The 21,863-nt window shown below is 76.1% G+C and carries 21 protein-coding genes; 11 read left to right on the top strand and 10 right to left on the bottom strand.

Annotated elements, in window-relative coordinates; translation table 11 throughout:
- Position 1 precedes the first annotated feature (1 nt).
- The 3 genes from KIK08_RS04795 to KIK08_RS04805 all read right to left on the bottom strand — a co-directional run bounded on the left by KIK08_RS04795 (position 2) and on the right by KIK08_RS04805 (position 2,401).
- Entirely contained in the window at positions 2–1,207 is a 1,206-nt protein-coding gene (locus KIK08_RS04795; RefSeq protein ID WP_214401759.1) for an FAD-dependent monooxygenase, read from the bottom strand.
- A complete protein-coding gene (locus KIK08_RS04800) occupies positions 1,204–1,797 on the bottom strand; it encodes a TetR/AcrR family transcriptional regulator (protein ID WP_214401760.1) in 594 nt (197 codons plus the stop codon). The genes KIK08_RS04795 and KIK08_RS04800 overlap by 4 nt, the downstream gene beginning before the upstream one ends.
- 91 nt (positions 1,798–1,888) lie before the next feature.
- Positions 1,889–2,401, bottom strand: a complete 513-nt coding sequence (locus tag KIK08_RS04805; RefSeq protein WP_214401761.1) for a nuclear transport factor 2 family protein — start codon at positions 2,399–2,401, stop codon at positions 1,889–1,891.
- Positions 2,402–2,589: 188 nt separating this feature from the next.
- On the opposite strand from KIK08_RS04805, the gene KIK08_RS41500 reads away from it, so the two are divergent.
- From KIK08_RS41500 to KIK08_RS04835, 6 genes are all read left to right on the top strand, one after another.
- Positions 2,590–4,119, top strand: a complete 1,530-nt coding sequence (locus KIK08_RS41500) for a CYTH and CHAD domain-containing protein (protein ID WP_214401762.1) — start codon at positions 2,590–2,592, stop codon at positions 4,117–4,119.
- Positions 4,120–4,287: 168 nt separating this feature from the next.
- The gene (locus tag KIK08_RS04815) at positions 4,288–5,526 is read left to right on the top strand and encodes a glycosyltransferase family 4 protein (RefSeq protein ID WP_214401763.1); all 1,239 of its coding nucleotides are present in this window, start codon (positions 4,288–4,290) and stop codon (positions 5,524–5,526) included.
- Positions 5,520–6,320 carry a class I SAM-dependent methyltransferase gene (locus KIK08_RS04820; RefSeq protein ID WP_214401764.1) on the top strand — a complete coding sequence of 267 codons (801 nt, stop codon included), beginning with the start codon at positions 5,520–5,522 and terminating at the stop codon, positions 6,318–6,320. Before KIK08_RS04815 ends, KIK08_RS04820 begins: the two co-directional genes overlap by 7 nt.
- Positions 6,317–7,390 carry a prenyltransferase/squalene oxidase repeat-containing protein gene (locus KIK08_RS04825; RefSeq protein WP_214401765.1) on the top strand — a complete coding sequence of 358 codons (1,074 nt, stop codon included), beginning with the start codon at positions 6,317–6,319 and terminating at the stop codon, positions 7,388–7,390. The genes KIK08_RS04820 and KIK08_RS04825 overlap by 4 nt, the downstream gene beginning before the upstream one ends.
- Positions 7,366–8,034 carry a class I SAM-dependent methyltransferase gene (locus KIK08_RS04830; protein ID WP_308257396.1) on the top strand — a complete coding sequence of 223 codons (669 nt, stop codon included), beginning with the start codon at positions 7,366–7,368 and terminating at the stop codon, positions 8,032–8,034. The genes KIK08_RS04825 and KIK08_RS04830 overlap by 25 nt, the downstream gene beginning before the upstream one ends.
- Positions 8,035–8,157: 123 nt before the next feature.
- A complete protein-coding gene (locus KIK08_RS04835; protein WP_214401766.1) occupies positions 8,158–8,556 on the top strand; it encodes a hypothetical protein in 399 nt (132 codons plus the stop codon).
- 45 nt (positions 8,557–8,601) lie between these two features.
- Here KIK08_RS04835 and KIK08_RS04840 read toward each other — a convergent pair whose 3' ends face one another.
- On the bottom strand, positions 8,602–9,519 hold the full coding sequence (locus tag KIK08_RS04840; RefSeq protein ID WP_214401767.1) for an ROK family protein: 918 nt from the start codon (positions 9,517–9,519) through the stop codon (positions 8,602–8,604).
- A 48-nt stretch (positions 9,520–9,567) separates the two neighbouring features.
- On the opposite strand from KIK08_RS04840, the gene KIK08_RS04845 reads away from it, so the two are divergent.
- Together KIK08_RS04845 and KIK08_RS04850 are read left to right on the top strand one after the other, a co-directional pair.
- Positions 9,568–10,440, top strand: coding sequence for a sulfurtransferase (locus KIK08_RS04845; RefSeq protein WP_214401768.1), 873 nt, complete (start codon positions 9,568–9,570; stop codon positions 10,438–10,440).
- Between the two features lie 10 nt (positions 10,441–10,450).
- Positions 10,451–11,440, top strand: a complete 990-nt coding sequence (locus KIK08_RS04850) for a GlxA family transcriptional regulator (protein WP_214401769.1) — start codon at positions 10,451–10,453, stop codon at positions 11,438–11,440.
- A 28-nt stretch (positions 11,441–11,468) separates the two neighbouring features.
- Here KIK08_RS04850 and KIK08_RS04855 read toward each other — a convergent pair whose 3' ends face one another.
- Entirely contained in the window at positions 11,469–12,128 is a 660-nt protein-coding gene (locus KIK08_RS04855) for a response regulator (protein WP_214401770.1), read from the bottom strand.
- Positions 12,116–13,417 carry a sensor histidine kinase gene (locus tag KIK08_RS04860; protein ID WP_214401771.1) on the bottom strand — a complete coding sequence of 434 codons (1,302 nt, stop codon included), beginning with the start codon at positions 13,415–13,417 and terminating at the stop codon, positions 12,116–12,118. Before KIK08_RS04860 ends, KIK08_RS04855 begins: the two co-directional genes overlap by 13 nt.
- A gap of 191 nt (positions 13,418–13,608) precedes the next feature.
- Here KIK08_RS04860 and KIK08_RS04865 point away from each other — a divergent pair, with 191 nt between their 5' ends.
- The 3 genes from KIK08_RS04865 to KIK08_RS04875 are packed head-to-tail and all read left to right on the top strand — an operon-like array spanning position 13,609 to position 16,181.
- Positions 13,609–13,839: a hypothetical protein gene (locus KIK08_RS04865; RefSeq protein WP_214401772.1), complete on the top strand. Its 231-nt coding sequence runs from the start codon at positions 13,609–13,611 to the stop codon at positions 13,837–13,839.
- Between the two features lie 58 nt (positions 13,840–13,897).
- On the top strand, positions 13,898–15,190 hold the full coding sequence (locus KIK08_RS04870; RefSeq protein ID WP_214401773.1) for a cytochrome P450: 1,293 nt from the start codon (positions 13,898–13,900) through the stop codon (positions 15,188–15,190).
- Positions 15,191–15,194: 4 nt separating this feature from the next.
- On the top strand, positions 15,195–16,181 hold the full coding sequence (locus tag KIK08_RS04875) for an alpha/beta hydrolase family protein (RefSeq protein WP_214401774.1): 987 nt from the start codon (positions 15,195–15,197) through the stop codon (positions 16,179–16,181).
- Between the two features lie 25 nt (positions 16,182–16,206).
- On the opposite strand, the gene KIK08_RS04880 is transcribed toward KIK08_RS04875, so the two are convergent.
- From KIK08_RS04880 to KIK08_RS04895, 4 genes are all read right to left on the bottom strand, one after another.
- Positions 16,207–17,412, bottom strand: a complete 1,206-nt coding sequence (locus KIK08_RS04880; RefSeq protein ID WP_214401775.1) for an NADH:flavin oxidoreductase — start codon at positions 17,410–17,412, stop codon at positions 16,207–16,209.
- A 62-nt stretch (positions 17,413–17,474) separates the two neighbouring features.
- Positions 17,475–18,428 (bottom strand): TIGR03619 family F420-dependent LLM class oxidoreductase, encoded by a 954-nt coding sequence (locus tag KIK08_RS04885; RefSeq protein ID WP_214401776.1) that lies wholly within the window; start codon positions 18,426–18,428, stop codon positions 17,475–17,477.
- Positions 18,429–18,504: 76 nt separating this feature from the next.
- A complete protein-coding gene (locus KIK08_RS04890) occupies positions 18,505–20,118 on the bottom strand; it encodes a SpoIIE family protein phosphatase (RefSeq protein ID WP_214401777.1) in 1,614 nt (537 codons plus the stop codon).
- Positions 20,111–21,859 (bottom strand): ATP-binding response regulator, encoded by a 1,749-nt coding sequence (locus KIK08_RS04895; protein WP_214401778.1) that lies wholly within the window; start codon positions 21,857–21,859, stop codon positions 20,111–20,113. Before KIK08_RS04895 ends, KIK08_RS04890 begins: the two co-directional genes overlap by 8 nt.
- Positions 21,860–21,863: the final 4 nt, after the last annotated feature.

The following is a 21,863-nucleotide window of genomic DNA, read 5'->3' on the forward strand; positions in this document are numbered from 1 at the left end:
CCTACGTGCGCGCCGGCGCCGCCATCGCGGTCCGATCGGCCAGAACGGCGTCGAGGTCGACCGGGGAGCCCGCGACCGCCCCGGCGACGAGCCGGTTCACCGCGGGGAGCACCGCCAGCCGCAGCGCCAGGCGCCGCAGCCGCAGCCGGCCGGGCGTCCGCGGCAGGAACCACCGCATCCCCCGCCGCGCGTCGGCCTGGACCTCGGTCACCACCGGCCGCCACCGCGCCTCGTAGTCGGCCAGGCCCGCGGCCACCGTGCCGGCCGCGTCGAGCCGGTCGGCGAGCACGAGGGCGCCGGCCACCGCCAGCGACGCGCCCTGCCCGGCCAGCAGCGACACCGCGTGCGCCGCGTCGCCCACCAGCACCACCCGCCTGCCCCTCCAGTGCGGGGCCACGACCTGCGCGACGGTGTCGTAATACATCCGCGGCGCGGGCGGGCAGAGTTCGAGCACCCGCGGGACGACCCAGCCCAGTGATCCGTACTCGGCGCGCACGGCGGCGCGCGGGTCGGCCGGCGGTGTCGGGTCGGTGCTGCGGTGCACGGTGAAGACCGCGACCCGCCCGTCGCGCAGGCCGTACATGCCCACCATCCGGTCGACGGTGTCGGTCATGCAGAACCGATCCCGCACCGCGGCGTGAATCCCCGGGTCGTCGACGGTGAACGCCGCCGTGTGGAACCCCAGGTGGCGCACCAGCCCCCGGTCCGGCCCGACGATCCGGCGCCGCGCTGCCGAGTGGATGCCGTCCGCGCCGACCACCAGGTCGGCCTCGACCGCGGTGCCGTCGCCCAGGACGACCCGGGCCCCGTCGTCGCCGTCCTCGACGGCGGAGACCGCGCTGCCGTAGCGCACGTCGACCCGGTCGGGCAGGTGCTCGGCCAGCACGGCCTCCAGGTCCGGGCGCATGATGCTGACCAGCTCGGCGCCCTGGGCCGCGGCGAACTTGGCGAACGGCAGCCCGGCCCGGCGCCGCCCCGCGGCGTCGAGGTAGGCCGCCTCGCTGACGCGGTAGCCGCGCTCGCGCACCGCGGGCAGCAGGCCGGTGAGCGCGGCCGCGCGGTGGCCCGGCCCGAAGAAATCGATCATGTAGCCCTGCGGGCGCGGGCCGGGGGCGCGCTCCAGCACGACGACGTCGTCCCCGCGCGCGGCGAACCGTCCGGCGGCCGCCAGCCCCGCGATCCCGGCCCCGCAGATCACGACCTTCATCCCCGTCCTCCTTCCGTGGGCGCGGACGGACCCGCTCCGACCACGCGGTGCAGCACCGGCCCGACCGCGGCGGCGGTCAGCGCCGGGTCGAGGGCCCGGTGCAGCAGCAGCCCGTCGACGGCGCCGGCCAGCACCGCCGCCGTGCGCTCCGGCTCCGCCGTGCCGCACCGGCGCAGCCAGCGGGCGGTGCGTCCGCGGAACTCGGCGATGACGGCCCCGACCCGGGCCCCGAGGTCGGCGTCGCGCGCCGCGGCGAGGTAGGTCTCCAGGAACACCAGCGAGACCGGGTCGGTACCGGTGTGCGCGTCCAGCGCCCCGAGCAGCAGCCGCAGCCCCTCGTCGGCGTCGGCGGCCCGCTCCATCGGCTCGGCGGCCCGCTCGGCCACCTCGCGCATCAGCCCGAGCGCGGCCTCGCGCAGCAGCGCCTCGACCGAGGGGAAGTGGTAGTGCACCAGGCCGGCGCCGACGCCCGCCCGCTCGGCGACACCGCGGGTGGTCACCGCCCGCCAGCCGGTCTCGGCGATCAGTTCGACCGCCGCACGGCGCAGTCGGCGGCGGACCTGCTCGCCCTTCTCCGCAGCGGTGGCCATGCGCGCCTCCCGATATTGGGCGTTCGCCTTGTGCGGATGCCCAATATCGACGGTACACGCCGACCCGGCCCGGGTCGACCGGGGCGTCAGGTCACGGCAGCGGGCGCCGGTAGGACGGGTCGGTGCGGTCCCGCGCCCCCGGCCGCCCGTTCGCACCCGGCTCCACCGGCGCCCCGGCCACCGGGTCGAACCGCTCGGAGTCGTGCACCACCACCCGCTCCAGGACCCGCCACCGCCCGTCGCGCCTCTCCAGCTGGTCGACGTAGCGCAGGTTGAGGACGTAGTCGGCGGCCGGGGCCTCGGCGGTGGCCGCGATCCGGTGGTAGGCGCGCGTGTAGGACTCCATCCACGCCCGGTCGCCGTCGACCTCGACGAGCTGGTTGGCGGTGAAGTGCGTGGTCGAGGCGAGCAGCGGCAGCATCCGGGCCAGCCAGGCCACGAACTCCTCCACCCCGCCGACGAACGAGCCGTGGTCGTCCACGGCCTCCGGGTGGTAGCAGGACCTCAGCAGGTCCCAGTCCATCCGGTCCACCGCCCGGCAGTAGCGCAGGTGCACCTCCTTGATCGCCGCCTCGTCGAGCAGGCGCCGCAGCCCGTCGGTCACACGACCACCCCCGGTGCCGACCGTGCCCGGGTCCGCGCCGGCGGGCAACGGCTCTTCCCACTGCACGGGCAACACCGGGCAACACCGGGCGGGCAACACCGCGGGCAACGACCTGACCGGCGAAAGCGCGGGCGATTCACCCGCGGCCGACCTGGCGGCCACCGGTCGTGGTCGGGTACGCAGGACCGGTGGCGACCACTGTGCGTGAGACCGAGCGGAAGTACGACCTCGACGAGGGCACCGAGCTGCCGCGCTGGTCCGACGTCCCCGGCCTGCACCACGCCGACGAGCCCGAGGAGCACCTCCTCGAAGCGGTGTACTTCGACACCGCCGACCTCGATCTCGCCGCGGCCGGGATCACCCTGCGCCGCCGCCGTGGCGGCACCGACCGCGGCTGGCACCTCAAGCTGCCGGCCGGTCCGGACAGCCGCGACGAGGTCCGGGTCGGGTTCGCCCGCGGCGAGGCCAACCGCCGCAACCCGCAGCCCCCGGCCGAGCTCGTCGCGCTGACCCGGGCCTTCACCCGCGGCCGGGAGCTGCTGGCCGTCGCCGAGCTGACCACCGTGCGCCGGCAGTGGCGGCTCACCGACGACGCGGGCCGCGGGCTGGTCGAGGTCGTCGACGACCGGGTCACCGCCCGCACCCTGGGCGCGAGCACCGGCTCGACCAGCTGGCGCGAGGCCGAGGTCGAGCTGGCCGAGCACGGCGACGACGCGCTGCTCGACCGCCTGGAGAAGCGGCTGCGCAAGGCCGGCATCCGCCGGTCGCGGGCACCGTCCAAGCTGGCCCGCGTGCTGGGCGACCGGGTGCCGGCGCCCGTGCGCCCCCCGCGGCTGCGGCGCCGCTCCACCCTGGGCGACGTCGTGCTGGCCTACCTGCACGAGCAGGGGGCCGTGATCCGGGCCTACGACCCCGCCGTGCGCCGCGACCTGCCCGACGCCGTGCACCAGATGCGGGTGGCCACCCGGCGCATGCGCAGCGCCCTGCAGGCGTACGGGCGGGTCGTCGACCGCGACCGGACGCGCGAGCTGGGCGACGAGCTGAAGTGGCTGGCCGCCGTGCTGGGCGCCTCCCGCGACCTCGAGGTGCTGGAGGCGCGCATCACCGACGCCCTCGACGGGGTCCCCGACGAGCTCGTCCTGGGACCGGTGCGCGCCCAGGTGACCCGGTACTTCGCCGGCCGCCGAGCCACCGCCCACGACGAGCTGGTCGCCGCCCTGGACGGTGAGCGCTACCTGGCCCTGCTCGCCGCGATCGACGCGCTGCTCGCCGAGCCCCCGCTGACCGGCGCGGCCGACGAGCCCGCGCGCGAGGGCCTCGGGCGGATCGTGCGCCGCAACCACCGCCGCGTCGCCGACCACGTCCGCGGCGCCGAGGAGCTGGCCCTGGGCGCGGAGCGCGACACCGAGTTGCACGACGCCCGCAAGGCCGCCAAGCGCCTGCGCTACGCCACCGAGGCGGCCGCGCCGGTGCTCGGCAAGCCGGCCCGCACCCTGATCTCGCGCACCAGGCAGGTCCAGGAGCTGCTCGGCGACCACCAGGACGCGATCGTCGCGCTCCCGGTGCTGCGCGAGCTCGGCGCCGCGGCCCACGCCGAGGGCACCAACGGCTTCACCTTCGGCCTGCTCTACGAGCGCGAGCACTCCCACCTGCCCGACTCCGCGCTCGGTCCGGCGTGGGAGCGGCTGAGCGAGGCCGCGCGCGCCGTGGCCCGGTAGCCGGACGTCGCACGACCGCTGCCTGGTGACCACCGTCACCGCCCGATCGGCGGCGGCGCGGGGCTCCATCGCGGAGGATCTTGACAGGTGATTACCCGCTGGTAGCGTCACCGTCCAGTAGAACTGAATTCCAGTATCACCGCTGGTGCCGACGGGAGTCCGACCTTCGTGCGCATCGCGTTGCTGTCCTACCGCAGCAAGAACCACTCCGGCGGCCAGGGCGTGTACGTGCGGCAGCTCAGCCGCGGCCTGGCCGAGCTCGGCCACCACGTCGAAGTGTTCTCCGGCCAGCCCTACCCCGAGGGGCTGGACCCACGCGTGCGGCTGACCCGGGTGCCCAGCCTGGACGTGTTCGGTCGGCCCGACGCCCCCCGGCTGCCGCCGCTGCGCGAGCTGCGTTCGGCCGCCGACGTGCTCGAATACCTCACCACCGCCTCCGGGTGCTTCGCCGAGCCACTGGCGTTCGGCGCCCGCATCGCCCGCCTGCTGCGCGACCGGGTCGACGACTTCGACGTCGTGCACGACAATCAGTCCCTCGGCTACGGGCTGCTGTCCCTGCGCCGGCGCGGCTTCCCCGTCGTGGCCACGATCCACCACCCGATCAGCCGCGACCGCCGCATCGCGGTGGCCGCCGCGCCCCGGCGCAAGAAGCTGCCGCTGGCCCGCTGGTACGGGTTCGTGCCGATGCAGGCCCGGGTCGCGCGCCGGCTGCCGGTGATCGTCGGGGTCTCCGAAGCCGCGGCCGCCGACACCGTCCAGGACTTCCGCGTCGACCCGGCCCGCATCCGGGTCGTGCCGCTGGGCGTGGACGTCGACCTGTTCGCGCCGGCCGGGCCGCGCGCGCCCGGCCGGATCGTCGCGGTGGCCAGCGCCGATCACCCGCTCAAGGGGATCGACCACCTGCTGGACGCGGTGGCGAAGCTGCGCGCCGACCGCGACGTCGAACTGCACCTGGTCAGCACGCTCACCCCGGACGGCCCGACCGAGCGGCGGATCGCCGCGCTGGGCATCGGCGACTGCGTGCACGTACGCAGCGGCCTCACCGACGCCGAGCTGGCCGCGCTGCTGGCCTCGGCCGAGGTCATGTGCGTGCCCTCGCGGTACGAGGGGTTCTCGCTGCCGACGGTGGAGGCCATGGCCTGCGGCACGCCGGTGGTGGCCAGCCGCGCCGGGGCGCTGCCCGAGGTCGTCGGCCCGGACGACGGCTGCGGGCTGCTGGTCCCGCCGGGCGACATCGACGCGCTCACCGCGGCGCTGGCGCGGGTGCTCGGCTCGACCGCGGAGCGCGACCGGCTCGGTGCCGCCGGGCGGGCGCGGGCGAGCGAGCGGTTCAGCTGGACCGCCGTCGCCCGGGCCACCGAGGACGCCTACCGCGAGGCCGTCGCCGCGACGGGGCGCCCGTGCTGACCGTCGACTTCGACCGGCTGCGCGTCGGGCGGCGCACCCGGTTCATCGACGTGGGCGCCGGGGCCGGCCGGCACTCGTTCGAGGCGCTGCGCCGCGGGGCCGACGTCGTGGCGTTCGACCAGGACGCCGCCGAGCTCGACAAGGTGGCCGAGTGGTTCGGCGCGCTCGCCGCCGCGGGCGAGGTCCCGCCCGGCGGCGAGGGTCGCGTGCAGGTCGGCGACGCGCTGGCCCTGCCCTACCCCGACGGCTGGTTCGACTGCGTGCTGGCCTCGGAGATCCTGGAGCACGTCCCGCAGGACGAGCGGGCCATCGCCGAGCTGGTGCGGGTGCTCGCCCCCGGCGGCACCCTCGGCGTCACGGTGCCGCGCTGGCTGCCCGAGCGGATCTGCTGGGCGCTCTCCGACGAGTACCACGCCAACGAGGGCGGCCACATCCGCATCTACCGCGCCGACGAGCTGGCCGCGAAGGTGCAGCGGGCGGGCGTGCGGCTGACCCACCGCCACCACGCGCACGCCCTGCACTCGCCGTACTGGTGGCTCAAGTGCGCGGTGGGCCCGAACCGCGAGTCGCACCCGGCCGTCAACGCGTACCACAAGCTGCTGGTCTGGGACATGCTCAAGGCGCCTGCGCTCACCCGCGGCCTGGAGCGCGCGCTCAACCCGCTCATCGGCAAGAGCGTGGCGCTGTACTTCGTCAAACCGGTCACCGCGCAGTCGTCCGACACCGCGCAGTCGTCCGGCGCCGCGCAGTCGTCCGGCGCCGCGCAGCCGTCCGGCACCGTGGCGGCGCCGTGACCCGGCTGCCCGCCGTCGCCGGGGTGCTCAGCGAGCGGCAGTGCCGGCGCACCGCCGCCGCGATCGCCGCCGTCCAGCAGCCCGGCGGGGCCCTGCCCTGGTTCCCCGGCGGGCAGACCGACCCGTGGGACCACGTCCAGGCGGCCATGGCGCTGAGCGCCGCCGGGCTGCGCGAGCAGGCCGACCGGGCCTTCGAGTGGATCCGCACGGCGCAGCGCCCGGACGGGTCCTGGGCGGCGAAGTACGTCGGCGGCGCCGTCGTCGACGACTACACGGACGCGAACTTCTGCGCCTACCCGGCCACCGGCGTGTGGCACCACTGGCGGGTCTTCGGCGACCGCGGCTTCGTCGAGCGGATGTGGCCGACGGTGCGCCGCGGGATCGACGTCGTGCTGGGGCTGCGTGCTCCCGGCGGGCAGGTCTGGTGGGCCCGCGACGCCGACGGCAGCATCCGGCGCGAGGCGCTGCTCACCGGCAACGCCAGCATCCACCTGAGCCTGCGCTGCGCCATCGGTCTGGCCGAGGTGGTCGGCGAGGCCGTGCCCGAGCTGGAGCTGGCCGCCGACGGCGTCCGCCACTCCCTCGACGAGCACCCCGAGCGCTACGCCGACAAGTCGCGCTACTCGATGGACTGGTACTACCCGGTCCTCGGCGGCGCCCTGCCGGTCGCGGAGGCGCGGGCCCGGCTCGCCGCGCACCGCGCCGAGTTCGTCGTCGACGGGCTGGGCATCCGCTGCGTCTCCGACCGGCCGTGGGTGACCGGCGCGGAGACCTGCGAGTACGCGCTCGCGCTCGACGCCGCGGGGCTCACCGCGCAGGCGCACGCGCAGCTGGCCGCGATGCAGCACCTGCGCGACCCGGACGGCTCCTACTGGACCGGAGCGGTGTTCCCCGAGGGCACCCGCTGGCCGGTCGAGCGCAGCACCTGGACCGCGGCCACCGTCGTGCTCGCCGCGGACGCGCTCTCGCGCACCACCGGCGGCAGCGGCCTGTTCCGCGGCGAGGGCCTGCCGGCCGGGACGATGAGCCCGACGCTGGAGGGGACGTGCCGGTGCCCGACATCCCGCTGACCGCGCTGACCGGGGGCTTCCCGGCCCGCCTCGCCGCGGTCGTGGACGGCGTGCGCGGCTTCATGCCCGTCGAGGAGGGCCTGGCTCTGCACGCGGCCGCCGTCGACGCGCTGGGTGCCGCCGGGAGCGGCGGGCTGGCCGTGGAGATCGGCACCTACTGCGGCAAGTCGACGGTGTACCTGGGCCACGCGGCCGCGGTCACCGGCGGCCACGTGGTCACCGTCGACCACCACCGCGGCTCCGAGGAGCACCAGGTCGGCTGGGAGTACCACGACCCCGACCTGGTCGACGGCACCGGCCGGCTGGACACGCTGCCCGTGCTGCGCCGCACGCTGGCCGACGCGCAGCTGGAGGACGTCGTGACCCCGGTGGTGGGCCGCTCGGCCGCGGTGGTCCGGTGGTGGCGCCACCCGATCGACTTCCTGTTCGTCGACGGCGGCCACACCGACGAGGCGGCCCAGGCCGACTACCGCGGGTGGGCGCCGCTGGTCCGCTCCGGCGGCACGCTCGTCATCCACGACGTGTTCCCCGACCCCGCCGACGGCGGCCAGGCCCCGTACCGGATCTACCGGGCCGCGCTCGACGAGGGCGGCTTCACCGAGACCTCGGTGACCGGCTCGTTGCGGGTCCTGCGCCGTGGGTGAGTGGCGGCCCGGGTCGGTCACAGCGTTGCGGACTGTGACGAGGCACTCATCCCCGGATCGCCCCTCGGGGCTGTGTGCTCATCCCGGCGAGACGTCCGACGTCCTACGGTCAGGAGCGTGTCCATGAACGACCGTCTCGAGATCGTGCGCTTCACCGGGGGTGAGCACGACGGCCTGGTCGTCGAGGCGCCCCCGCACGTCGCCGAGCGCCTGCACGCGACGAGGTTCGAGGTCCTGGCCACCGGCCGGCTCTACGACCTGACCGACCAGTGCCGCATCCCCGGCGCCCGCGCGATCACCCCGCCCACCGCCCCTGCGACCACGAAGCCCGCGGCGGAGCCGATGCCGGCCGCCGTGATCCCCTCGCCGACGCCTTCCCCCGAGCAGCCGGCGACGTCGGTGGCGGAGCCGGTGGCCCCGGCCGACGTGCCCCTCCGGGAGCCCGCGCCCGCCGCGCAGCGGCGCGCCGTGCCCGCGGTCCCGACGATGCCGGTGTTCCAGCCGGGCCGCCCCACGGGCTGAGCCGGTCCGGCGGCGGTGAGCCGGGCCATCCACCGGGAGTCCGGCTCAGGGGGCGGGCGGCGCTGCGAGCGCCCGCTCGGCCAGCACCAGTGCCCCGGCCGGACCGGCCATCCCACCCAGGCCCGCCGGCACGACGAAGTCCTCGGCGCCGTGCTCGGCCAGCGCGCCGTAGCCGCCCATGGCCTCGCCCAGCCGCGAGCGCACCAGCGGGAGCAGCCCGGCCATCATGGCGATGCCGCCGCCCACCACCACCCGCTGCGGGGACAGCGTGTAGACCATGGTGCGCACGCCCTCGGCGAGGTAGCCGGCCTCCCACTCCAGCGCCTGGCGCAGGTCCTCGCCGTCGAGTTGCTCGGCGGGGCGACCGAACCGGTCGGCGACCGCCGGGCCGCCGGCCATCCCCTCCAGGCAGTCGCCGTGGAAGGGGCAGCGCCCGGGGAAGTCGTCGCCGGGCTGGCGCGGGACGCTGATGTGACCCATCTCGGCGTGCCCCAGCCCGGTGGGCAGGCGCCCGTCGAGCACCGCGGCGGCCCCGATCCCGGTGCCCACCGTCAGGTAGACGAACGTGTCCACGCCGCGCGCCGCGCCCCAGCGGCCCTCCCCCAGCGCCGCTCCGGCCACGTCGGTGTCGAAGCCGACCGGCACGTCGAGCGCGGCGCGGACGGTCCCGACCAGGTCCACGTCGCGCCAGCCCGGCTTGGGGCTGGCGGTGATGCGGCCGTAGTCGGGGTGCTCGCGGCGCAGCTCCACCGGCCCGAACGAGGCGATGCCGACCGCGGCGGGCGCGGGGGCCCCGGCGAAGAACGCGAGGACATCGGCGAGCGTCGACTCCGGGTCGCGGGTCGGGATGCGGGTGGAGGCCACGACGTCGTCCGGGGACGAGCCCACCAGGCACACGACCTTGGTACCGCCGGCCTCGATCCCGCCGTAGCGGATCGGCTCGGTGCCCGACGAAAGGATCACCGGGCGCACGGTAGTCCCCGTCGCCCCCGCCGCACTAACGTCGACGGCGTGCCGATCCCCCCGCTGATCACGGCCGACGACCTCGCCGCCCTGCTCGCCACGCCCGCCGCGGACGTCCGGGTGGTCGACGCCACGACCCGGCTGTCCCTCGGCGCCGACGGCGAGCCGTACTCCGTGGCACCGGGCCACGACGGCCACCTGGCGGAGCACGTGCCGGGCGCGGTGTTCGCCGACCTGCCCGGTGCGTTCTCCGACCCGGACGCCCGCTTCGCCTTCACCCTGCCCTCGGCCGAGCGGTTCGCCGCGGCGGCCGGGGCGCTGGGCATCGGCGACGGCACCCACGTCGTCGCCTACGACACCGGCGGCCGCGCCTGGGCCACCCGGCTGTGGTGGCTGCTGCGGGTCTTCGGCCACGACGCCGTCTCGGTGCTCGACGGCGGGCTGGCGGCGTGGAAGGCCGCGGGGCACCCGGTCGAGTCCGGCGAGGTGGACGTGCCGCCCGCGACGTTCACCCCGCGCCCGCGCCCCCACCTGGTCGCCAGCACCGACGAGGTGCGCGAGCTGAGCGCCGGGGGCGGCGGTGTCGTGGTCAACGCCCTCGACCCGGCCACCTTCCGCGGCGAGGCGGAGACGACCCCCTACTCGCGTCGCGGGCGCATCCCGGGCAGCCGCAACCTGCACCTGGTCACGCTGCTCGACCCGCGGACCGGCCGCTTCCTGGACGTGCCGGTGCTCGCGGAGAAGCTGCGCGAGGCCGGCCTCCTCGACGCGCAGCGCTCGGTGACCTACTGCGGCGGCGGGATCGCCGCGACCCTGCCCGCCTTCGCCGCGTTCCTGGTCAGCGGGGCCGAGGTGGCCGTCTACGACGGGTCGCTCTCGGAGTGGACGGCGGACCCGGCGCTGCCGGTCGAGACCGGCTGAGGGCCCCGACGTGCACAGGGTCGCGCTCGCGGTGCACGAGCACACGATGCTGTTCGAGCTGGCGATCGCCGCGGAGGTCTTCGGCGTCGACCGCTCCGAGCTGTCGCCGACCGGCGACTGGTACGAGCTGGTCGCGTGCACGTCCGACGGCGCGCCCGCCCGCTGGCTGCCCGACACCCCCACCGGCGACCTCACCGCGCTGGCCGCCGCCGACACGGTCATCGTCCCCTCGACCGACGATCTCGACGGGCCACCGGACCCGGCGCTGCTCACCGCGCTGACCGAGGCGTACGAGCGGGGCGCGCGGATCGTGTCGCTGTGCACCGGGGCGTTCGTGCTGGCCGCCGCCGGCCTGCTGGACGGGCGCGCCGCGGCCACCCACTGGATGCACGCCGAGCACCTCGCCCGCCGGCACCCCCGGGTCGACGTCCGGGCGGACGTGCTGTTCGTCGACGAGGGCAGGCTGCTCACCTCGGCGGGCAAGACCGCGGCCCTCGACCTGTGCGTGCACCTCGTGCGCACCGATTTCGGCTCCGCGGCCGCCAACGGGCTCGTGCGCATGCTCGTCGGTCCCGGCCTGCGCCCCGGCGGGCAGGCCCAGTTCGTCGCCCCGCCGCGCACCCCCCGCGCCGACCACGCCCTGGCGGCCGCCCTGGACTGGGCCAGGTCCCGCCTCGACCAGCCCCTCACCGTCGAGGACCTGGCCGCGCGCGCGGGCCTGAGCAGCCGCCACCTCGCCCGCCGGATGCGCGCCGAGGTCGGCGTGCGCCCCCTGGACTGGCTGCACCAGCAGCGCCTGGCCCTGGCCCAGGAGCTGCTGGAGCGCACGGACGCCACCGTGGAGCAGATCGCCGCGCGCTGCGGCCTGGGCAGCGCCGCCACCCTCCGCCGCCACTTCCACCGCGCCGTCGGCGCCAGCCCCACCGCCTACCGCGACACCTTCGGACAGCGCCGCACGGCGACGGCCGATCAGGGTGTGGAGCCGGCGGTGCTGACGTAGTGATCCACCGGGTCGGGCCGCGGCCGCGTCACCGCCGGCGCTCGGCGTCCTCCAGGTAGTGCAGGACCGCGGCCACCCGACGATCGGTCCGGTCGGTGGGCGCCAGGTCGAGCTTGCCGAAGATGCTGCGGATGTGCTTGTGCACCGCCCCCTCCGTCACGACCAGCCGCTCGGCGATGGCCGCGTTGCCCAACCCCTCCGCCATCACCGCCAGCACGTCCCGCTCCCGCGGGCTGAGCCGGTCGAGCCGGCTGTCGGGGTGGTTGCGGGTCAGCAGCTGCGCCACGACGTCCGGGTCGATGGCCGTCCCCCCGTCCACGACCCGGTGCAGGGCATCGAGGAACTGCTCCACCCGACCGACCCGCTCCTTGAGCAGGTACCCCAGCCGGGTCGCCCCCCGGGTGAGCAGCTCGGTGGCGAACGCCTGCTCGACGTAGGCGGACAGCACCAGCACGGCCAGGTCGGGCCGGCGGCGGCGGGCCTCGACGGCGGCGACGATGCCCTCGTCGGTGTGCGTCGGCGGCATCCGGACGTCGACGATGGCCACGTCCGGGTGGTGCTCGTCGACGGCGGCCAGGAAGGCGTCCGGGCCGTCGACGGCGGCCACGACGTCCAGCGCCTCGGCGCGCAGCAGCAGCGCGAGGCCCTCGCGCAGCAGCGGGTCGTCCTCGGCGATCACGATCCGCACGGCAGCTCCACCTCGATGGTCGTCGGCCCGCCGGGCGGGCTGGTCAGGGCGAACCGGCCGTCGAACGCCTCGGCGCGGCGGCGGATGCCGGCCAGCCCGGAGCCCGCCGCGCCGTCCGCACCGCCCCCGCCGTCGTCGTGGATGCGCACGAGCAGCCGGTCGTCGCGGCGCGTCACCGCGACCGCGGCGTGCCGGGCGCCGCTGTGCTTGGCGATGTTGGTCAGCGCCTCGGCCACCACGAAGTAGGTGGTCGCCTCGACGGAGGCGGCGCACCGGCCGGCCGTGTCGGCGCGCAGGTCGACGTCGAGCCGGCAGGGCACCGGGCAGGCGGCGGCCAGCCCGGCGAGCGAGCCCTCCAGGCCGCGGTCGGCCAGCACCGGCGGCAGGATGCTGCGCACGACCGTGCGGAGCTCGGCCAGCGCCTGCTCGGCGGCGTCCTGGGCGCGCCCGAGCACGTCATCGGCCAGCGCCGGGTCGCGGGCCACGGCCCGGCGGGCGGCGCCGACCAGGACGGTGACGGCGACCAGCCGGTTCTGCGCGCCGTCGTGCAGCGAGCGCTCGATGCGGCGCAGCTCGACGGCGTGCGCGTCCAGTGCGGCGGCCCGGGTGGCGGTGAGCTGGGCGACCCGCACGGACAGGTCGGTCTCCGGGTCCGGGGGCAGCAGCCGCCACCCGGGGCGCGACTGCAGCCGGGCCATGACCGGCGCCAGGGCCACCGTGAGCGCCAGCCAGACCAGGCTGAACGGGACGACGGCCAGCGCGGTGGGCCAGTCGCGCACGGTCCAGGGCACCAGCGTCGGGGTGGCGTCCTCGGGCGGCAGCAGGTACCAGAAGAGGGGGAACACGACGTCGGTGACGGCGGACAGCGGGAGCGTCAGTGCGATGATGCTGAGCAGCAGCCCCACCGTCGCGTGGGAGACGAGCCACAGCAGCTCGCGCCGGGTCGTGGGGTCCGCGGCCGCGGCCCGCAGCCCGGTCGGCACCGGCCCCGGGCCGACGATCTCCGGGCCGTAGCGGGCCAGACGCGCGCGCTCGCGGTCGGCGGCCAGGCGCAGGGCCTGCAGCGCCGCGGGCACCAGGAACCGGCCGACCCACAGCAGGCAGCCGGCCGCCACGAGGGCCACCCCGACCAGGGTCACCAGGGCCAGCAGCGTGGTGCCGAGCCCGGCGCCGAGCTGGTCGAGCGCGACGAGGGTGCGGCGGCTGACCCGCCTGGTCGCCCGCCGGATGCCACCGGTGGGGGCGGCGGGCGGCGCGGGGTCCGCCGTCACGTGGCCGGGCGCCGGCATCCGCACCTCCTCGGTGATCGACCCTAGGGCGCCGCGGCGGCCCGGCCACGGGCGGGGGTACAGCCTGCGCTACCTCGATCGGGCAGCTGGGGGGATCGGCGGCGGGCCCGCCGCTTCGTAGCGTCGACGACGTCAACGCACACCGAGAACACCAGAACACCGAGAAGCACCGAGAACCCCGAGGAGCACCCATGCCCGGCACCGACCGCCCCACCGTCCGCCCCGCGAACCGCCCCACCCCCGCACCCGGGGCCGTCGCCCTGCGGGTGACGCTCTGGGTGGTGCTGGCGATCGGGCTGGTCGGCAACGCCGTCGTCTCCGTGATCGGCAACGGTGCCGTGGCGCCGCACGCCCTGTTCGGCGGGATGGGCGCGCTGGGCCTGGCCGGGCTCGTCACGCTGCACCTGCGCTCGCGGCGCTGACGGCCGTCCCGCCCGGGTCCGCGGTCCTGACGGACCCGGATCGTGGCAGTCTGTCCCCGTGACGACGACGTCCGGACCGCAGGTCGACCCGGGGCACCTCGCGTTCTGGGCCCTCCCCCAGCAGGAGCGGGCCGCCGCGTTCGCCGCCCTGCGCCGGCTCGACGCCCCGCGGTGGGTGCCGTTCCGCAACCGCATGCCCTTCACCCCCACCGACGACGGCTTCCTCGCCGTCGTCCGGCACGCGCACGTCGTGGAGGCGACCCGGGCCGCCGACCTGTTCGGCAACGCCCCGACCGCCGCGTCGCTCTACGACGTGCCGCCGTGGCTGTCCCGCTACCTCGGCTCGATGATCAACATGGACGGGCCGGCGCACGCCCGGATGCGCAAGGTCGTCGCGCGCCGGTTCTCCCCCCGGCTGCTGGCCCGGCTCACCGACGGCATCCAGCAGCGCGCCGCCCGGATCGTCGACGACGTCATCGCCCACGGGCCGGGCGACTTCGTCGCCCAGGTCGCGCAGCGGCTGCCCGTCGAGGTGATCTGCGACCTGCTGGGCATCCCCGAGCGCCACCACGCGCTGGTGGCCCACCACGGCACCACCCTCGTCGGCTTCTCCGACCCCGAGTACACCGGCATCCGCCGCGAGTACCTGCTGCGCCACGGCGCCCCCGGGCCCCAGCACGTGCTGCCGGGCAGCCTGCGCATCGTGCGGGCGGGGCACGCGCTCGTCACGCTCGTCGGGCGGCTGGGCCGCGAGCGCCTGCGCGACCCCCGCGACGACCTCATCACCACCCTGGTGCACGCCGACGCCGACGGCGAGCGGCTCACCCCGCGCGAGGTCGGCACGCTGTTCGTGCTGCTGGTGCTGGCCGGCAGCGAGACCACCCGGGCCACCATCGCGCACGCCCTGAGCCTGCTCACCGCCCACCCCGAGCAGCGCGAGCTGCTGCTGGAGGACCTCGACGGCCGCGTCGGGGGCGCGGTGGAGGAGGTCGTGCGCCACGCCAGCCCGGTGATCCAGTTCCGGCGCACCGCCACCCGCGACGGCGACCTGGCCGGGCACCCGGTCCGCGCCGGGCAGAAGGTGCTGCTGTTCTACTGCTCGGCCAACCGCGACGAGGACGTGTTCGCCGACCCGGACCGCTTCGACATCACCCGCTCCCCCAACCCCCACCTCGGCTTCGGCGGCCCGGGCCCGCACTTCTGCCTCGGCGCCAACCTGGCCCGCCTGGAGGCCACCACCATGCTGCGCGAGCTGTACACCCGGCTCCCCGGGATCCGGGCAGTCGGCGAGCCGGAGATGCTGCTGTCCAACTTCACCCACGGGGTGAAGCGGATGCGGTTCGCGGTCTGAGGACATGAGCGATCCCCCCGCCCCGAGGGGTGCCCACCCGTCCGACGAGGAGATCGAGGCGCTCCTCCGGGCCATCGCCGACGGCTTCCGCTCCCCGCTGCGCGCGCCGGTCCTGCGCACGCCCGACGAGGTGGGCCTGGACTTCGAGGAGGTCGCCTTCCCGTCCGCCGACGGCGTGCCGCTGGAGGGCTGGTTCATCCCCGCTCCCGGAGCGGACCGTGTGGTCGTGGCCAACCACCCGAGCGGGTTCAGCCGATCCGGTCTCCCGACCCACCTGGAGCCGTGGCGGTCGCGGTGGGAGTCCAGCGGAAACGGGATCGAGGTGGACTTCCTGCCGGACTACCGGATCCTGCACGGCGCCGGCTACCACGTGCTGGCCTACGACCTGCGCAACCACGGCCTCAGCGGCGCGGCCAACGGGGGCATCGGCACCAGCGGGGTGTTCGAGGCGCGCGACGTCGTCGGGTCGCTGAACTACGTCCGGTCCCGACCCGACACCCGGGAGCAGCGGATCGGCCTGCTCAGCCGCTGTCTCGGCGCCAACGCCACCTTCGCGGCGATGACGCAGTCCCCGGACGCCTTCTCGGCGGTGCGGGGTGTGGTCGCCGTGCAGCCGCTGACGCCCCGGGTGATCCTCGAGCGCCAACTCGCCATGGCCGGGGTGCCGCCCGAGCGCATCGACGACCGGTTGATGGCCGACCTGAGTCGGCGCCTCGTCCTCACGACCAGCGTCGGTCTGCCGCGGCGCGCCCCGATCGAGTGGGCGCGCAACGTCACCGTGCCGATCTACCTACTCCAGGTGCACGACGACGTCCTCACCGACCCGAGCGACGTCCGGGCGATGTTCGACGCCGTTCCCGGCGACCGCAAGGGGCTGCACTGGATCCGCGGGACCACCCGCCGCTGGGACGGCTACCTGGAGTTCCAGCGCCGGCCCGGCCCCATCCTCGACTGGCTGGGCACCACGCTCGGGGCCCCGGCGCGACGCTGAGCCCCACCGGGAGCGTCCCGCCGCCTCAGCCACCCTCGCCCGCCGAGGGCACCAGCACGCACCGGCTGCCCCGGAAGATCGTCACCATGCACCGGTTGTTGTGGTTGCACAGCGAGCGGGTGGCGGCGTCCGCGGCGATCCGGTTGACCAGGTCGGGCTCGCGCAGCAGGGCGCGGGCCATCGCGACGAACTGGAAGCCCTCGCGCATGGCCGTGTCCATGCCCGCGCGGTCGGTGATGCCGCCGAGCAGGACCATCGGCAGGGCGACGGCGGCCCTGATCTGGCGGGCGTCCTCCAGCAGGTAGGTGTCGCGGTAGGGGTACTCGCGCAGGAAGCGCGAGCCGAGCAGCCGCACGCCCGCGCGGATCGGGCGCGGCATGACCTCGGCGAACTCGCGCACCGGCGCGTCGCCGCGGAACAGGTACATGGGGTTGAGCAGCGAACTGCCCACCGTCATCTCCAGCGCGTCGACCGTGCCGTCGGCCTCGAGCCACCGCGCCAGCACGACGGCCTCGTCCAGCCAGAACCCGCCCGGCACGCCGTCGTCCATGTTCAGCTTGGCCAGCACGGCGATGCGGTCGCCCGCGGCGTCGCGCACGGCGTGCATGATCCGGCGGGCCAGCCGGGCCCGGTTCTGCAGGTCGCCGCCGAACTCGTCGGTGCGCCGGTTGAGCCTGGCCGAGAGGAATGCGCTGGCCAGGTAGTTGTGCCCGAGGTGGACCTCGACCGCGTCGAACCCGGTCTCGATCGCCATCCGCACCGCGGCGCCGTGCGCGGCGACGATCCGGTCCAGGTCCTCGCGGGTGGCGGCGCGCACCGCGCGCAGGGAGACCGGGTTGCGCCGGCGGCTGGGGCCCAGCGCGGGCAGGCCCGTCCGGGTGGCGTCGGCCACCGGCCCGGAGTGGCCGATCTGCGCGGAGACCGCGGCGCCCTCCGCGTGCACGGCGTCGGTGAGCCTGCGCAGGCCCGGCAGCGCCGCCGGGCGCCAGACGATCTGGTGGCCGTCGGTGCGGCCCTCCGGCGCGACGGCGCAGTAGGCGAGCGTCGTCATGCCGACCCCACCGCGGGCGTGGGCCACGTGGAAGTCGACGAGTGCGTCGGTGACCAGGCCGCGGCGCGCCATGTTCTCGTAGGTGGCCGACTTGATCGTGCGGTTGCGCAGGGTCGCCGGGCCGATCCGGCCCGGGGAGAACACGTCGGGCGGCGGCGCGGGGGTCGTGGCTCGGGTCATGGGTCGGCCTCCTCGCGGCGACTCCACCACCCGGCGCGGACCGTGGGCAGGCCCGCTCCCACTCACCAGGACGGCGGGCGCCCCGTCGGCACCGCGGGCACCACCTCCTCGGCGAACCACGCCAGGTAGTCCAGGTACTCGTTCTCCGAGGCGAGCGCGCGCGGCGGCTCGACGACGGTGCGGGTGATGCCGATCGAGCGGTACTCGCCGCAGTAGGCGTCGACGAGGCGCTCCCGGTGGCCGGCGAGCGCGGCGGGGCTCGCGGCGGCGAAGCCCTGCGGCAGCCGCGCCCCGCTCGGCGACTTCAGCCAGTTCAGGTCGAAGGTCGCGGCCTTGCCGTCGAACTCGGGCCGGGTGCGCAGGTAGTCCAGCAACGGGGGGATCTCGGCGGTGCCGAAGCGCACCGGGTTCGGCTGCCAGCCGTCGTGGCGGGCCGCGCGGCGCAGCGCCGGCTTGGAGTTGCCGCCCACGTAGATCGGCGGGCGCGGGCGCTGCACCGGCTTCGGTTCGACGGCCAGGCCGCTGATCGCGAAGTGCTCCCCGCGGTGCTCGGGGCACTCCTCGGTCCACAGCACCCGCAGCGCCTCCAGTACCTCGTCGGCGATCGCGCCGCGCTCGGCGAACGGGACGCCCAGTGCGGCGAACTCGGCGACGGCGTGCCCCACCCCGACCGAGACGTTCAGCCGGCCGCCGGACAGCACGTCGATGGTCGCCAGCTCCTTGGCCAGCCGCAGCGGGTGGTGGTAGGGCAGCACGAGGACCGCCGCGTCGATGCGGACGCGGCGGGTCGCCGCGGCGGCGAAGGCCATGACGGTCAGCGCGTCCTGCCAGTACGGGCCCAGCCGGGGCACCTCGGCGTGCGGCATGGCCAGGTGCTCGGACACCGACACGCTCCGGTAGCCGAGCCGGTCGACCTCGGCCAGGATCCGCCGGAACCCGTCGCCGTCGAGCGCGTGCGCCCAGCCGTGGGCGCCGGGGATGCGGTTGGTCCCGGGCAGGATGACGTCGAAGTCCACGGTGGGCCCCGTTCCGGCCGAGCGACGGGCCGGACGCTAACGACCGGGGTGCGGGCTCACAAGGGGTCGCTCCCGATCACCGGGACGCGGTCGCGGACTGCTCCGGCGGGGTCAGCCGCAGCACCAGCAGGGCGATGTCGTCGGCGCGGTTGCGCCCGAAGTTGGCCAGCAGGTCGTCGCACAGGTCCTCGGGGTCCGACCCCAGGGTGGGCCAGGTGCGCAGGCGCTCCATGGCGGCGTCGATGTCGGTCGGCCGGTCCTCCAGCATCCCGTCGGTGACCAGGACGAGGGTGCGCACCCCGGCCAGCGGCAGGACGGTCTCGTCGGGGTGCTCCAGCCCGACGCCCAGCATCGGCCCGGCCACCGGCGCGTAGTGCGCGTCGTCGTCGCCCACCAGCAGCGGCGGCGGGTGCCCGGCCGTCGCGACGGACATCTCGCTGCGCTCGGCGTCGATCAGCAAGAGGCACAGGGTGGCGTACTCGCGCCGGTGGTAGTGGCGCAGCACGCGCTCCAGCCGGCGCTGGATCGCGGCGGGCCCGTGGCCGTCGATGGCGTAGGCACGGAGGGCGTGGCGCAGCTCCAGCATGATCGTGGCGGCGTGGATCGAGTGGCCCGCCACGTCGCCGATGGCCACCAGCACGCGGCCGTCGGCGAGCCGGATGATCTCGTAGAAGTCGCCGCCGATCTCGGCGTGCTGGACCGCGGGCAGGTAGCGCACCGCCGCCCGCAGGCCGGGCAGCGTGCCGAACTCCACGGGCAGGAAGCTGCGCTGCAGGGTCAGCGCGAGGTCGTGCTCCTCGATGTGCGCGCGTTGGGCGTCGGCGGCCAGCACCGCCGCCCCGGCCAGCTGGACGAGGCCGTCCACGAGCCGGGTCGGTGGCGTGGGCTGGTCGTGCACGACGACGCAGACCGGGGGATGCCCGGCCCTGGCCCGCGACAGCAGCGTCCAGCTGCTGCCGACCGCGGCGTCCAACGCGGCCGCCACCGCGGCCGGCACCGGGAGCAGCTGCCCGTCCGACGGCGCCGCCCCGTTCTGCGCGAGCAGGCGCGTGAGCACCTCGGGCGCGGGCGAGGAGAGCACGGGGGAGGCGCCGGGCCCGGCCACGGTGGCCTGGCGCAGCCGCCCCTCGGGGCCGGCGACCATGGCCGTCGCCGGGGCGGCGGCGATGTCCGCGGCGCCCGCGGCCACCGCGGAGACCAGCGCGTCGACGTCCCGGGCGATGTTCATGGTGATGGTGGCCGCGGTCAGCGCCGTCTGCTGGCGGGCGAGCTCCTCGGCCTGGCCGCGCGCCCGGTAGTAGCGCAGCACCGAGTTCACCGTGGCGACGAGCTCGGCGGGCTCGACCGGGTCGGTCAGGTAGGCGTCGGCGCCGCGGTCGAGCCCGTGGGCCCGGTCGCGGCCCTCCACCGACGTCGCCGACAGGTGGATCACCGGCTGCCCGAGCGCCGGGTCGGTCTTGATCTGCTCGCACACCTCGAAGCCGGTCATGTCCGGCAGGCCCACGTCGAGCACGACGATGTCGACCGGCCGGGTGCGCACCAGCTCCAGCGCTTCGGCGCCGGTGGCCGCCTCGGCGACCCGGAAGCCCTCGCGGCGCAGCCAGCTGCCCACGATGTAGCGGGTCGCCGGGGCGTCGTCGACGACCAGCACCGTGGTGACGCCGTCCCCGGCCGGGTCCGCCTCAGCCATCGGTCCCTCCCAGCAGCGCTGCGGCATCGGCGGCCGCCGTGAGCAGCACGGCCGGAGTCAGGTCGGACTTCGACAGCACCACCGCAGTCTCGGCCACCTCGGTGATCCACGCCGGGTCCAGCGCGGCCGCGGTGACCACGACGACCGGCAGCCTCGCCAGGACGGGGTCGGCGCGCATCCCGGCGAGCACCGCCCAGCCGTCCGGCGGCGGGATGTTCAGGTCGAGCACGAGCAGGTCGGGCGGCGCGGCGTGCAGCATCCGCACCGTCGTGGGGCCGTCGGCCGCCTCCTCGACCTGCTCGGCCACCGCGACCAGCACCCGGCGGGCCAGCGCGCGGAACGCCGGGTCGTCGTCGACGACGAGCACCTTGCCCAGCCGGGGGGCGGCCGGATCCTGGCCGGCTGCCGGCAGCTCCAGCGTGGCGGTCGTCCCCACGCCGACCTCGCTGCTCAGCGTCAGCCCGCCGCCCAGGATCTCGGTCAGCCGCCGGGCCAGCGGCAGCCCCAGGCCGGTGCCCGCCGCCCCGACCTGCAGCGGGCCGGGCACCTGGTGGAACTCCTCGAACACCCGCGACAGCTGGTCGGCCGGGATCCCGATGCCGGTGTCGGCCACGGTGACGCGCAGCAGGCCCACCTCGGCGTCGAGGACGGCGCTCACGCGCACCTCGCCCGCGGTGGTGAACTTCAGCGCGTTGGTGGCCAGGTTGCGCACGATCCCGTTGAGCATGCCGGGGTCGGTGGACACCGGGGGCATACCCGGCTGCACGTCCACCCGCAGCGCCACCCCGGCGGGCGCCAGCGGCAGCAGGCTCGCCCGCAGGTGCGCCAGCTGCGCCCCGACGTCGACCGGGGCCCACTGCGGCTCCATCCGGCCCGACTCCGCCTTGGCCACGTCGAGCAGCTCGTTGACCAGCGCGAGCAGCACCGACCCCGAGTCGCGGATCATCTCGACCTGCAGGCGCTGCTCCGCGCCGAGCGCCTCGGAGCGCGGGTCGAGCAGCAGCCGGGCGAGTCCGACGACCGAGTTGATCGGGGTGCGCAGCTCGTGGCTGACGTTGGCCCAGAACCGGGTCTTGCTCTCACTGACCTCGCGCAGCTGCTCGGTCTTCTCGTCCAGCTCGGCGTAGAGCGCCACCACGCCGCGGTTGGTCTCCTCCAGCTCGCCGGAGAGCTCGGCGTGCAGCGCCATCACGCCCCGGTTGGTCTCCTCCAGCTCGGCGTTGGCGTGCTCCAGCGCCTCCTGGCGGGCCTGCAGCACCTCCAGGGTGTCGAGCAGCTCCTGGTTCTGCGTGCGCAGCTCGTCGAGCGCGGACGCGGTGGTGGTGGATCGGAACCGCTCGCGCAGCTGCTCGACGACACCCGGCCGGAGGGGGTCGGTGGTGGCCGGCAGCCGCTTGCCCAGCACGACCGTGCCGACGCCGTCGCCCTGGACCACCTCGCAGCGGTCGGTGAGCCGGCCGGCCGCCCGGACCCCCTCGGTGTGCTCCAGGCCCGGCAGCTCCCCGGTCCAGCGCGCGGTGACCAGCAGGGCCGAGCCCCCGGACGCCAGCGACAGCACCAGCTCGGCGCGCCTTCCCCGCAGGACCAGCTCGCGGCCCAGCTCGGACACCGCGGTCGCGACCCGGACCTGGTCCTGGTTCTCCAGGCCGACCGCCGCGGCGACCTCGCGGCCGCGCTGGCGGGCGACGAACACGTCGCGCTCCTCGGCCAGCACCAGCCGCAGCACCTCGTGGCCGATCACCGCG

The sequence above is a fragment of the Pseudonocardia lacus genome (assembly GCF_018531445.1).
Classification (GTDB): domain Bacteria; phylum Actinomycetota; class Actinomycetes; order Mycobacteriales; family Pseudonocardiaceae; genus Pseudonocardia; species Pseudonocardia lacus.